This window comes from Plantactinospora sp. CNZ321 (assembly GCF_004217235.1).
In genome coordinates, this window is the sequence record NZ_SHKQ01000001.1 from 4,250,720 (window position 1) to 4,263,521 (window position 12,802).

Consider the following 12,802-nt stretch of genomic DNA (forward strand, 5'->3'; position numbering starts at 1 on the left):
GGCCACACGTCCGAACCGGACCCGCTCACCGAATCGCGGCGGCCGGCCCGAACCGGGCTGGCTGACACCGCCCACTGATCCTACAATCCGGGATGGGCCGTTCAGTCAGAATCCTGGAAACTGTGTGGCAAAGCACGCCGTTCTGCCGCTCAACGGGCGATTTCCTGGTATCTGTCCTCCAGGTCGATCCTGGCCAGGCAACCCACCAACCAGGCCAGTTTCTCCGACTCCCCGCCGCCGGCCAGCATGGCCAGGTCGGCTGCCGAGCGACCGAGCCCGAGCCGGCGAGCCGCGGCGAGGGCCCGACGATCGGCGACCGGCGCCGTCTCGCCCCACAGCGCCTGGACCTCACGGAGGAACAGCTCGACCACCTCGGCGTCCACCCCGGGCAACTCGGCCAGCAGGACCCGCTCCCGGTCCGGCGCGTGCTTCGCGGCGGACCGCAGCCGGCGCAGATCTCCCTGGTAGCGCGCGACGAGCGCCTCGGCCAGCTCGCCCAACGTGCCGGCCAGTCGGGCGGCGTCGGCACCCCGGCCATGCTCACGCAGCACCGCCGCCCGCGCCTCGGTGCGGGACCGGGCCATCCTGGCCGGACTCTCCCATCCGGCGTCCCGCAGCGCCCGGGCAGGCTCGACCGCCCGCCGGACTTCTTTCGTGCGGCGCAGCAGGACCGCCAGGCAGAGCACCTGGAACAGGCTCGCCGGATTGTTGGTGACCTGGAAGCCGTACTCCTCGGCAAAGCCGCGGCCGCGCGCCACCAGCCGGCGGACGAGTCGCTTGCGGTCCTCGACGCTCGTTGTCGCAGTCGTCGCCATGCCGGCGACTACCCACGACGGGTCGGACCAAAGCTGGCCAGGACGGCGGGTTTCCGGTGCGGTGTAGTGACCCGCGGATCGCCCGAACCCAGCCGAGGGTCCGGCCCGGCCTCAGCCGAGGGTCCGGCCTTGCCGGTCGCGGCTCTTCAGCCGGGTCGTCGGCATCGGTGGAGCCGGCAGCGGCTCCGAGTCGTCGCCCCGCACCCGGCCGAACCGGGGACTGCCGGCGGCCCAGTCCGCGCGAGCCTCGGCGATCTCCTCGTGTGAGCGCCCGACGAAGTTCCACCACATCACCAGCGCGTCGTCGAAGGGTTCGCCGCCGAGCAGCATCAGCCGGGTCGGGCCGTCCGCCCGGACCGCCAGCTCGGAACGACCGGTCCCGAGGTAGAGCAGCGAACCGGGGGTGAGCGCGACCCCGTCGATCTCGACGGCGCCGGACATCACCAGCAGGCCGTGCTCGAAGCCGGCGGTCAGCGGCAACCGGGCCGAGCCGCCGTCGGGAAGCCAGAGCTCTGCGCCGAGCAGCGGCGAGTGCACCACCGCCGGCGACCGGATCCCGGCCAACTCCCCGACGAGTACGGTCACCGAGTAGTTCGGCTCGGTCAACACCGGAACCTCGGCGTGGTGGGCGAAGCCGGGCGGGCCGGACCGGGCCGCGTCGGGCAGCGCCACCCACAGCTGCAGTCCATGCAGGATCGGGGGATGCTCGGGCGGCGAGTACTCCGCGTGCGCGATGCCGTGGCCGGAGGTCATGACGTTGAGCTGGCCGGGTCGGATCAGCTGGTCGTTGCCGAGGCTGTCCAGGTGCCGGATCTCACCGTGCACCAGCCAGGTGACCGTCTGCAGCCCGGTGTGTGGATGTGGCCCGATCCCCATACCGGGCCGGTTGGCCACGTCGTCCGGACCGAAGTGGTCGACGAAACACCAGGCCCCGACGGTGCGGAGCCGGCGCTGCGGCAACAGCCGGCGCACCGTGGTGTAGCGGCCCAGCGGCACGTCGTGACCGGGCAGCAGTACGTTGGTCGGCTCGGTGTCCGCGCCCGCCCCGGTGCTCGGCGGCAGGGTTTCGCCCGGCATCGGCTCGGTGATACTCACCGGTCGAGCCTACGCCGCCGACCACCGCTGGCGGGGCGGCAGCGGCCTGAGCGGCACCGGTCGCCATCCCGCGACCGGCGGCGCCCGGACCAACGGTGCGGATCCGCAGGTGAGGCGGGTACGCCGGACCGACAGGGCGGGTACGCCCGGTTGACCTCGACCGTGGTCGAGGTTGTTGACTGGACCGGTCGAGAAACCGACGGGCCGGGGAGGGCTGTGATGCGGGCGGTGTGGTTGCGGGAGTTCGGTGGGCCTGAGCGGCTGCTGGCGGCGGAGACCCCCGATCCGTCCGCCGGACCGGGCCAGGTGGTGGTCGCCGTCGAGTTCGCCAACGTCACCTTCGTGGAGACCCAGCTCCGGGCCGGTACCGGCCCGTTCCCGGTGCGGCTGCCGACGATCCCGGGTAACGGCGTCGGCGGCGTGGTCGCCGAGGTGGGACCGGAGGTCGACCCGGCGTTGCGGGGTCGACGGGTGGTCACCAGTACCGGCGGTGCGGGTGGCTACGCCGACCGCGTGGCGGTGGACGCCGACGGGCTGGTCGCGGTGCCGGACGAGCTGCCGATGGAGAGCGCGGTCGCGCTGCTGGCGGACGGCCGTACCGCACTGCTGCTGTTGGAGACCGCCGGGGTGCACCCCGGGGAGCGGATCCTGGTCGAGGCCGCGGCGGGCGGCGTCGGCAGCCTGCTGGTGCAGCTGGCCGGCGCGGCGGGTGCCACCGTGGTCGCCGTGGCCGGCGGTGACCGGAAGGTGGCGCTGGCCCGGGACCTCGGTGCCGACCTCGCGGTCGACTACTCGACGGCCGATTGGCCGGCGCGGGTCCGAGCCGGAGTCGGCGGGATCGACGTCGTCTTCGACGGCGTCGGTGGCACCGTGGGCCGCTCGGCGTTCGACCTGCTCGACCGGGGCGGTCGGATGGTCAGTTTCGGGCTGTCCAGCGGGAGCTGGACGCAGGTCCCGGACGAGGTCGCGAGGGAACGGGGGGTGACCGTCGTCCGGTCGCTGACCCGGTCACCGGAGCAGTTGCGGGAGCTGACCCGCCGCGCGCTGGCCGAGGCGGCGGCGGGTCGGTTGCGTCCGGTGATCGGGCAGCGGTTTCCTCTGGATCGGGCGGCCGACGCACACGCGGCCATCCAGTCTCGCCGCACGGTGGGCAAGACGCTACTGGACGCAGGACGCCCTACGGGTACACGGCCGGATCGTTAGCCGCCGCAACGTCAGGGCTCACCTCAGGTGTCGGGCGAAGAACCGATTCCCGTCCTCTCCCTCGAACTGCGGGACGCCGGTGTGCCCGCCCAGGTTCGCGTGCAGCGTCTTCTCCGTGGAGCCGAAGGCATCGAACAGGTCCAAGGCCAACTGCCGGTCGTTACCCTCGTCGTCCCACTGCAGCAGGACCTGCAGCGGAATGGTGACCTGCCGAGCCTCCGCGAACATGGAACGGGGGACGAAACTCCCGGCGAACAGCAGAGCGGCCGAGATGCGCGGCTCGACCACCGCCAGCCGGATGCCGATGGCGATCACTCCTCCCGCGTACCCGACCGGGCCGCCGATTTCGGGCAGCGAGAGGAGGGCGTCCAGGGCGGCCCGCCATTCAGGGACCGCCTTCTCGACCAGCGGGAGGACGAGCCGGTCGACGATCTCGTCGTCGACCGGCAGGCCGGCCGCCAGCGCCCGGTGCAGGTCGGCACGGGCCTCCTCGGCGGCGATGGAACGGGGCCGGTCACCGCCCCCGGGGAGTTCGATGGTGGCCGCGGCGTAGCCCTCCGCCGCGCAGTGCCGGGCCCGGGCCACCAGCCGGGGGTACATCCTGGGCAGCCCGCCGGGGTGGCCGAGCAGGATCAGCGGGGCCGGCGCGGATGCGGATCCGGGCGTCCACAGGATGCCAGGGACCTCGCCGAGGGCGAACTCGCGTTCGAGAACGCCGTCGTCGAGGCGCTGTTCGGCAGTGAATTCCATGGTCGTGCCTTTCGGGAGTGCTCGTGGACGGCGCTCCCGGACGACCTATCGCCCGACCGTGACCCCGGAGGGAAGCACCCAGGTCGAAACGTTCACGGGTACCACCTCCTCGTTCTCTCGCACGGCCTGCTGAAAGCTAGCAGTGGTTGCCATGATCCCGCAAACCGGTTTTGCGGGTTGGCGGTCTATCCGCGCGGAGCGGGCCCGGTGATCCTGGTGTCGCACGGCACATAACTGCCGCCCCGTACAGATTGCCGCTGTAGACCCAGCCGGTGTATGCGCCGACCGTCAGATAGGTCCAGTCGTTTTCGACATCATTGAATGCATAGCAGTGGTATTGTGCGCGCTGCTCGGCGGATGTCGTTCTCCAGATGACTCGGCAATCGCTGTACGGTCCGGTCCGGATGGGAGTTCCGCCATCCGTTATCTCGCCGATCGTGTTGTCCGCGTGCCGTCCACTCCGCTCAACGCAGCGGGCCTGCGCATCCGTCACGTCCGCAGCGGCTGGGCGGAGAAGGCGGCTGTGGCCAGAAGCAGCACCGCGCCGCCCAGTACGGGACTCAATTTCCCCATGACGTCAACTCTCCTTTACTACAGTCGGGTCTCGTTGCGGGCGATTTCGATTAGGTCTCAGGCAGCCGGTCAGATCGTGCCGATCTGGGACCGAGCCTGCCAGCAATCCACCTGGCGCAGCAAGGCGCTCCGTGTTCGGAACCGTCCGCGATTGTTCGGCATTGCCAGGCTTCAGTGCTCACCCGAGCACCGGGTCGGCAGGGCGGTGACGCCTTCATCCGTTCCTTGGCCGGATCCGAACAGGCTCGGACAACGACGGTCGACTATCCCATTTGACCGTGGCCCGGCGGCTGGTCGCCCGGTACGCCGACACGGGCCGGCTTCCGGGCGGCCAGCCGTTCGATCAGTCCGAGCCGGAGCCGGCTCCGGGCCTCGGCCACGAACCCGAGCCGCAGGGCGAGCTCGACCGGCCGCCCGCGCGCCCAGCGCCGCTCGGCGTGGTCGAGCAGCAGTAGTCGGCCGCCCGGCCGGAGTACCCGGTACATCTCGGCGAGGGCCGCGTTCCGGTCGGCGACCTCACAGACCGCCAGCGTGCAGGCCACGGTGTCGAACGAGGCGTCGGGAAAGGGCAGCAGCTCCGCTTCGCCCTCCCGCAGGTCGACCCGTCGGCCCAGCGTCCCGGCCCGGCGGCGGGCCACCGCCAGCATGTTCGGGCTGAGGTCGACGCCGACCAGTTCGACGTCCTCGTCGTACCGGGAAATGTTGCGGCCGGTGCCGATCCCGACCTCCAGGGTCCGGCCCCGGGCCCGCGCACAGATCCAGTCGCGGCTGTTCCCGATCGTCAGCCGCTCCATCCGGTCGCCCGTCCTGTCGTAGCCCACCGCACGCCGATCCCAGGCCTGGCGGGCGCTCTCTCGCTTGACCATACGGCCAACTCTGTATGTTAATGTCAACATGAAGTCAAGTCCCGCACCCGCTGAAGAGGCCGAGCTGACCATCGGCGAGCTGGCCGCCGAGTTCGGACTCGCCACGCACGTGCTGCGGCACTGGGAGTCGGTCGGCCTGATCAGGCCGGACCGCCGGGTCAACGGTCGGCGCCGCTACACCCGGGCCCAGCTCACCCGGGTGGCGATCATCATGCGCGGCCGCGAGGTCGGCATCGGGCTCGACCAGCTCCGGCTGATGCTCGGCACCGACGACGCGGCGGACCGCCGGGCGGTGCTCCAGCGGCACCGCGACGAGCTGGACCGCCGCATCGCCGTCGCCACCGCCTCCCGTAACCTCCTCGACCACGCACTCGACTGTCCGGTGGAGGACTTCCTCCAGTGTCCCGACTTCCAACGCCTGGTGCAGGGCCCCGGGTGCCGGCTCGACCCCTGACCGCGTGGCGGTCGGCTCGACCCCTGACCGCGTGGTGGTCGGCTCGACCCCTGACCGCGTGGCGGTCGGGCTGGACTCCCCCGACCGTCGGTCGGGTGGCCATGCCGGGAGGACGGCGGCGCCCGCCGGACGAGATTTCTCGTCCGGCGGGCGCCGCTGCGACGTGCGGGTCGGCTGCCGCCGCCCGCCCGGCGGTCAGCCGACCGGGGTCAGCTCCCGCGACCGGCCCCGGCGGCGGCTCTTGGCCCGCCACGCGATCGCGACGAGGACCATCAGCGCACCGGCGATCAGCAGCGTGGTGCCGAGCGCGATCTGCGACCCGGTCTCGCTACCGGTGACCGGCAGTGGTGGCTGCGGCCGGACGATGCTGACCGTGGTGCTCGCCACCCGGCCCGTGGTGAGCCCGGTGGCGGTGATGGTCACCGTGCCGGTCCGGCTGAACCGGACCCGGACCGAGAACTCCCCCGTCACGTTGGCCCGGACGGTGAGCGTGGTCGGGTCCCGGTGCACCGTCGGTGCCTGCTGCCCGATCGGCAGCATCGCGCCGACCCCGCCGCTGTCCTGTACCGCCGCCTCGGCGCCGAGCGCGAGCGGGGTACGCGTGAAGGTCAGTCGGACGAGTTCGTTACCGCCGAAGCCCGAGCCGAAGACGGTGAAGGTCTGGTTCACCTCCACGGTCGGGTCGCTGACCGTCAGCGCCGGTGGCTGTGGTGGGTACGGCGGTTGTGGTAGTGGCTGGGCCTGTGCGGGCGACCCCGCGATGGCGAACGCGCCCACCGTGGCGAGCGCCGCCACGGCCGAGCCGATAATGCGGGATAGCCGCATGATGGATCCCTCTCTCTACTGATCGCATGACGTTCACAACGGATCGCATGACTTGTTCGGCGTGCCGGCCTACCGGCCACACACGGGAGCGGAACTGACACGGGTGGTCCATGGGGTCGGGCCGGGAGTGAGCCACAGTTCGGCCGCGCCACTGGCGTTGGGCGCGGTCAGCAGACCCACCTCCAGTACGCGGGTACGTCCGGGTCCGATGTCGACGGTCACGATGCCGACCCGGCGGCCACGCTCGACACCGCCGCCCATCGGCTCTGCCCTGCCGTCGAGCCGGGCGCCGAGCGGCGAGCCGCGCACCGGGCTGAAGACCGAGACCAGAACCCGGGCGGTGTACGGGTCGCCGGACATCGCGAGGCCGCGCACCGACTCGCTGAGCCCGGAGGCGGGTGCGGACGAGCGCAGCGTGAGCCGGAGGTGGAGTTCGCGGCTGCCGTCCGCCCGGCAGTCGCCGACGGTCAGCTCCGCCGAGCGGTGCAGGTAGTAGCCGAGCTTGGCACCGCTGCCGTCGTTGAGGAAGACGCCGACGTCGTGCACGGACTCCCGCTCCGGCAGCACTCCGGCGAGCCGGGTCTGCACGAGTTCCCGCTGTTCGTCGGCGTGCGCGCTCCAGAGCAGGATCCGGCGCTCGGTGACGGCCGTGTTCACCGCCTGCGCCAGTGCGCGGGGGTTGACCGGACGCTTCAGCAGGGCGTCGAAGACCGCCCGGGCCGACTGGGCGAAGTAGTTGTCCTGCTGGATCGGCTTGTCGAGCCGGCGGTACGCGTCCGAGAGCAGCGTACGCACCACCGTCGGCGCGGTGAGGGTCGGATGTCCGGGTACCGGCACCGGCCCGATGGCCTTGAGCAGGTAGGAGAGCGCGACCGGGTCGGTGGCGAGTACGCCGTCGACGGTGCCACCGCCGGCCCGCTGGTACATCTGGCGGATCAGGGTGGCCGCCGTCGGGAAGTGCGGGGTGAGGTTCACGTCCGCCGGGTAGATCCCGGGCAGGTCGGTGTAGAGCGCGCGCAGCTCCCGGCTCAGTGGCAGCGGCGGCCGGTCGTAGGTGTTCAGGGCGGCGCCCGGGCCCTGCTTGACCAGCTTCACCTCGCCCTTGCTGGCCCGGACGACGGCGTAGGCGCCGAAGATGCCGCCGGTCGCCCGGGGCTCGGCGAGGTTCTGGAAGAGCACCAGGTAGGTCCGGGTTCCGTTGCCGCCGAGCAGGCCGGGCAGCAGGGCACCGCTGCGCCGGACCGCGGAGGTCACCTCGGCCAGCCGGTCCAGCTCGGCACGCAACCGCCACACCGCGTTCCGGACCGTGGGCACCAGCCCGGTGGTGGGCACCGCCAGGATGCGGTCCCGGACCTCTCGTACCGCCTTGTCGGCATCGGCCAGCGCGGGCATCGCGTCGCGCAGGGCGGGCAGGTCGAGCCGTCCTGAACTGGGCAGCAGCGCCTGGGGGTTCAGTTCGACCAGGGCAGGGAAGGCCCGCCGGGCGAGTTCGTCGACGCCGACCGCCAGCTCCCGGACCGCCGACAGGCTCCGGCCGCCGTACGGGGCCGAGCTGGCGGCACCCCAGCCGACGTCGCCGGTACGCGACCGGGCGGCGGCCGTCTGCTGTTGCAGCGCCTCCAGGGTGCGGCGCGCCTGTCCGGTTTCGCCCTCCAGCACCTGCTGGCTCAGCTCCTGAGCCAGGCTGGCGGCGTTCTCCAGGTGCCTGCCGGCCTGCCAGCCGCGCAGTCCGAGCCAGCCGCCGACGGCGCCGAGCAGGCAACCGACGACGAGTGCGGTGAGCATGATCCGGCGGAGCTGCCGCCGAATCGCTCGACGGCGCACCGTCCGCCGTCTCGGGGACATGTCCCCCACCGCCACCACCGCTTTCGACTAACTCGGATGAACTGCGACACAACGCTGTTAGCGCCTATATCTCTATAGCACGGTGGAGAGTTCGCTGTTGGTATTTCGACCCCTCTTAGACCACTTTTAAGTACTTTGTGTGAGGAAAGCTCACGAATCGCCCAGAGTGATCGTCCGAGGGCCAAGGAAGACCCAGGTCAGCGCCGTCGGCTGCCGGCAGCCGCCTCGGCCAGCATCTGCTCTATCTGATCGACACCGGTACGCAGTGACATCCGGGACAGATAACTGTCCCGGGCCCGCTGCGCCATCTCCGCCCGGGCGGTACTCGGAATAACCGCGGCCAACGCGAACCGATCCGCCAGCGACTGCCAGTCCTCCGGCGGGCAGGAGAGCCCCGCCCGGGCCCGCTCCACCAGATCCGCGGTGTCCCCGCCGGCCGAGGCGACCACCGGTGCCCCGGCGGAGAGCGCCGCCTGCAACTTCGCCGGCACCGCGCCGCGCAGCGCCGGAAGATCGCGCAGTAGCACGAGCTGGTACTCGGCGGCGGCGTACAGGTCGGCCATCTCGGCGGGTGGACGCCAGCCGAGGAACCTGACGTTGGTCGCGCCGAGTTCCTCGGCCAGTTGCCGGGACTGTCGCTCCTCCGGCCCGGATCCGACCAGGACGAGATCGAGGTCGACCTTGCCGTTGACCGCGGCCGCGGCCCGGACCGCCGTGTCGACGCGCTGGAACGGACCCATCGTGCCGGCGTGCATCACCGTGGTGTGGCCGCGGTGGCCGATCGCCCGCCGGGCCGCCGGCGTGGTGCCCATCGGCCGGAAGAGCCGCTCGTCGGTCCAGTTCAGCACCACCCGCACCCGGTCCGGATCGGCGCCCCGCCCGAGCACCACGTCCCGCATCGACGGCGAGATCACCGCGATCCCGGCCGCGGACCGGTAGATCGCGCGCATCGTCCGGCTGAGCAGACCCTGGGTGAACCCGCCGGAGGAATCCCGCCCCGACCCGTCCGGCGGGGCAGTCACCGCCTCCGGCCAGATGTCCTGGACGTGCACCACCGACGGCACCCGGCGCAACACCCGCAGCAGGGCCGCCGCCGCGTACGCGCCGGCCGGCGGGAAGTGGACGTAGAGCGCGTCCACCCCGGCCAGGAAGCCGGGCGCGGCCAGGGCACTGCTCATCGCGTACGTGAGCTGTCGCGCCGCCCGCCGGGCCGCCGTACCGTCGTGGCTGGCGAACGCCGGCACCCGCCGGATGGTGACTCCGCCATCGTCGGTCTGGTGTCGCCACCGCTGCCGGTACCCCGGATAGACCTGGCCGGTCGGATGGCTTGGAAACCCGGTGAGCACCCGGACCTCGTGCCCGCGTGCGGCCAGCTCCTCGGCCAGGCAGCCCGGTATGAAGGCAGGCTCAGGCGGAAACCAGTACGAGATAACTCCGATCTTCACTTCTCATCCCCCGATCACCCCGCGACCGGGCGAGCCCGCGTCATCGCGGTACCCGGTCGAGCTCCTCCGTGTTGTCCGCGGACATGGCTGCCACGGCGTGGTGGTCCGGGGGGAGGCGCACCGGGTCGGCGGCGGGGGACTCCTCGCCGCGGGTGGCGGCGATCGTCTCCACCGGCGCACCTCGCCGGTACGCCCGGTACTGCTCGACGTCGATCTTGTTTTCCTTCGACATGTTCAGCACGCAACCGAGTACCCGGGCGGAGACCGCGTGCAGCGCCTGCGCGGCGGCGGCGGTCTGCGCGCTCGGGGTCTTGCCCTGGCGGGCCACCAGCAGTGCGCCGTCGGCCTGCACCGCCACCACCACGCCGTCGGTGAAGGCCAGCAGCGGCGGGGTGTCGATGATGACGATGTCGGTCAGCTCGCGCAGCGACAGCAGCAGGTCGGCCATCGCCTTCGAGCCGAGCAGTTCGCTCGGGTTCGGCGGCACCGAGCCGCCCGGCAGGACCAGCAGGGACTTGTCACCCCACGGTTGCAACACGTCCTCGACCGCTACCTCGCCGATCAGCACGTCGGTCAGGCCGGCGCCCGCGCCGAGGCCGAGATAGCCCGCGACCCGGGGCCGGCGCAGGTCCGCGTCGACCAGCAGAACCTGCCAGCCCGCCTCGGCGAGCGTGATGGCCAGGTTGCAGGCGAGCGTGGACTTCCCCTCGGCCTGCACCGCGCTGGTCACCGCGATCACCCGGGCCGGCTCCTGCGCGTCGACGAACCGCAGGTTGGTCCGGAGTTTCCGCATCGCCTCGGCCCGGGCCGTCTGGGCGGCGGTCCCCACGATCAGCGGGTTCGACCGGGCGTGCCCGTCGTACGGGATGCTGCCGAGCAGCGGCGCCGAGGTTGCCTCCTGGAGCGTCTCGCCGTCCCGGAAGGTGGTGTCGGTCAGCCCGCGCAACACGGAGAGCGCGGCGCCGAGCACCAGGCCGAGCACCCCGGCGAGGACGAGGTTGCGGACCGGACGGGGCGACACCGGCTCGGCGTTCACCCGGGGGCCGCCGACCACCTCGATCTTGATGGGGGGCTCCTTGGCGCCGGGCGGGGTCTCGATGCTGTGCACGAGTTTCACGAAGTGCGCCGCCAGTGCCTCGGTGAGCCGCAGCGCCCTGGCCTGGTCGGAGTCGGTGACCGTCGCGGAGAGCAGCACCGTGTCCGCCTCGACCCGCGCGCTGACCCGGGAACGCACCTCGTCGGCGGTGAGCCCGACCCGCTCCTCTGCCGCGACGGTCTGCGCCAACCGGTCGCTGCTGAGCAGGTCGACGTACGACTTGACCCGCTGCTGGAGGAAAAGGCTGCCCTGGTACGCGTCGGTCATGCCCTGTCCGGAGGAGGTGACGAAGAAGGTCACCGAGGAGGCGTACTGCGGGGTCGCCCGTACCGTGACGAACCCGGCGAGGCCCAGCGCCACCATCACGGTCGCGAGTACCACCCACCAGCGTTGGCGCAGCGCGCGCAGGTAAGTGTGCAGATCCATCAGCCCCGGCCTTCCGTCTCAGCACCAACCGATCCTGGGGTGCCAAAGACCTCTAGTGATCACAAAAAATGCGACAGTATGAAAAGTTCCCACTTGTCGCTTGGCAGTTCCTACCGAATGTAGATGATTGAGTGCCCTCGGTAGTTGAACTCGGCACAATAGCGTCGACAAGAACCAACGGGTGTGCGGGAGGCCGGCACCGGAGGATGGCGGACGAAACGACGCTCGTACGACGCCCGGTCCCGGTCGATCAGACGGGCTGGCAGACGTCGACGGCGCCGGACCGCTGACCGGCGCCGTCGACAGTGAACCTTCCGACCTGTCGCGGTGCGCGCCGCCGGCTCGCACCCGCGGTCGCGGCGGAGCATGAGAGCAGGCGGAAACAGGTTCCGTACCCGGGACTCAACGCGTCGAGGGCCGCCCCTCGCCCTCGTCCACCTGGTCCGAGTCGGCGAGCGCCTCCTGGAACTCACGCGACAGGTCCGAGCCGGGGACCGCGATATCCTCGGCCTCCTCCTCCACCACGTCCCGCTTGTGCGGCGGTTCCGGTTCGGGCAACGCCACCTCACCGGCGAACCCGTACTCGTTCGCCTCATCGTGCCTGGTCATGCAGTGATCCTCCGTTCGGGCCACGGATCGGCCGTACCGACCACCGGCCACCGAAACGGCTACCCGCATCCCGGCCGTCCCACACTTGGCAGTGTGATCAGGTCAGCTGGTGCACGGCGTCCACCAGCAGCCAGACGCCGCAGATCCCGAACAGCGCGCTGGCGCCGTACCGAATGGTCCGCTCCGGCAGGCGGCGGCCGAGGATCCGGCCGACGCCGATGGCCAGGGCGTCGGCGGCGACCATGCCGACGGTCGAGCCGAGCCAGGTGCCGAACCAGCCGTGCTGGGTGGCCAGGGTGATCGTGGCGAGCATGGTCTTGTCGCCGAGTTCGGCCAGGAAGAAGGCGACCGAGACGGCGATGATCGCGGAGCGACGGGTCCGTTCCGCCTTGCGCCGCTCCTCCTCGGTCAGCGAGTCGCCGTGCAGTGTCCAGATCCCGAAGCCGAGGAAGGCCAGTCCGGCGACCAGCGCGATCCAGCCGGTGGGCAGGGCGGCGCCGAGGCCGACGCCGAGCGCGACAGAGGCCAGGTGCACCACCGAGGTCGCGATGGTGATGCCGATGATCACCGGTAGTGCCTTGAACCGGGTGGCGAAGGTCAACGCCATCAACTGCGACTTGTCGCCCAACTCGGCCACGAAGATGACGCCGAAGCTGATCGCCAAGGCGCTGTTGAAGTCCTCCATGTCACCCTTCCCGGTCGATCCCCGGGCCGAGGGTATGGGCGACCTCGACCCGGCATGCTGCCTGAGTCGAAGGTCTCGCCCGCCTCAACGGAGTGAGGCCGCGTGGCCGGGCGCG

General features: G+C 71.4%; 12 protein-coding genes. 2 read left to right on the forward strand and 10 right to left on the reverse strand.

Translation table 11 applies throughout. From position 1 onward, the window contains the following. Positions 1–149: 149 nt before the first annotated feature. The gene (locus EV371_RS18655; RefSeq protein WP_130463180.1) at positions 150–815 is read right to left on the reverse strand and encodes an HhH-GDP family DNA glycosylase; all 666 of its coding nucleotides are present in this window, start codon (positions 813–815) and stop codon (positions 150–152) included. 111 nt (positions 816–926) lie between these two features. Next, positions 927–1,910, reverse strand: coding sequence for a pirin family protein (locus tag EV371_RS18660; protein ID WP_130463181.1), 984 nt, complete (start codon positions 1,908–1,910; stop codon positions 927–929). A 219-nt stretch (positions 1,911–2,129) separates the two neighbouring features. Between EV371_RS18660 and EV371_RS18665 the strand changes: the two genes are divergently transcribed. Further along, positions 2,130–3,113, forward strand: coding sequence for a zinc-binding dehydrogenase (locus tag EV371_RS18665; protein WP_130463182.1), 984 nt, complete (start codon positions 2,130–2,132; stop codon positions 3,111–3,113). A gap of 18 nt (positions 3,114–3,131) precedes the next feature. Here the strand turns inward: EV371_RS18665 and EV371_RS18670 are convergent, their stop codons facing one another. Both EV371_RS18670 and EV371_RS18675 read right to left on the reverse strand, forming a co-directional pair. Next, entirely contained in the window at positions 3,132–3,863 is a 732-nt protein-coding gene (locus EV371_RS18670; RefSeq protein ID WP_130463183.1) for an alpha/beta hydrolase, read from the reverse strand. Positions 3,864–4,699: 836 nt separating this feature from the next. Then, positions 4,700–5,302 carry a methyltransferase domain-containing protein gene (locus tag EV371_RS18675; RefSeq protein ID WP_130463184.1) on the reverse strand — a complete coding sequence of 201 codons (603 nt, stop codon included), beginning with the start codon at positions 5,300–5,302 and terminating at the stop codon, positions 4,700–4,702. Positions 5,303–5,330: 28 nt separating this feature from the next. Between EV371_RS18675 and EV371_RS18680 the strand changes: the two genes are divergently transcribed. Further along, entirely contained in the window at positions 5,331–5,756 is a 426-nt protein-coding gene (locus EV371_RS18680; RefSeq protein ID WP_130463185.1) for a MerR family transcriptional regulator, read from the forward strand. A gap of 195 nt (positions 5,757–5,951) precedes the next feature. Here the strand turns inward: EV371_RS18680 and EV371_RS18685 are convergent, their stop codons facing one another. The 6 genes from EV371_RS18685 to EV371_RS18710 form a co-directional block, all read right to left on the reverse strand. Beyond that, positions 5,952–6,581, reverse strand: a complete 630-nt coding sequence (locus EV371_RS18685; protein WP_130463186.1) for a hypothetical protein — start codon at positions 6,579–6,581, stop codon at positions 5,952–5,954. Between the two features lie 69 nt (positions 6,582–6,650). Next, entirely contained in the window at positions 6,651–8,426 is a 1,776-nt protein-coding gene (locus EV371_RS18690) for a DUF4012 domain-containing protein (protein ID WP_486484690.1), read from the reverse strand. 197 nt (positions 8,427–8,623) lie between these two features. Then, entirely contained in the window at positions 8,624–9,871 is a 1,248-nt protein-coding gene (locus EV371_RS18695; RefSeq protein ID WP_130463187.1) for a glycosyltransferase, read from the reverse strand. A 40-nt stretch (positions 9,872–9,911) separates the two neighbouring features. Next, positions 9,912–11,393 carry a polysaccharide biosynthesis tyrosine autokinase gene (locus tag EV371_RS18700; RefSeq protein ID WP_130463188.1) on the reverse strand — a complete coding sequence of 494 codons (1,482 nt, stop codon included), beginning with the start codon at positions 11,391–11,393 and terminating at the stop codon, positions 9,912–9,914. Between the two features lie 402 nt (positions 11,394–11,795). After that, entirely contained in the window at positions 11,796–12,002 is a 207-nt protein-coding gene (locus EV371_RS18705) for a hypothetical protein (protein ID WP_130463189.1), read from the reverse strand. Positions 12,003–12,099: 97 nt separating this feature from the next. Further along, positions 12,100–12,687, reverse strand: coding sequence for a TMEM165/GDT1 family protein (locus EV371_RS18710; protein WP_130463190.1), 588 nt, complete (start codon positions 12,685–12,687; stop codon positions 12,100–12,102). Between the last annotated feature and the right edge of the window lie 115 nt (positions 12,688–12,802).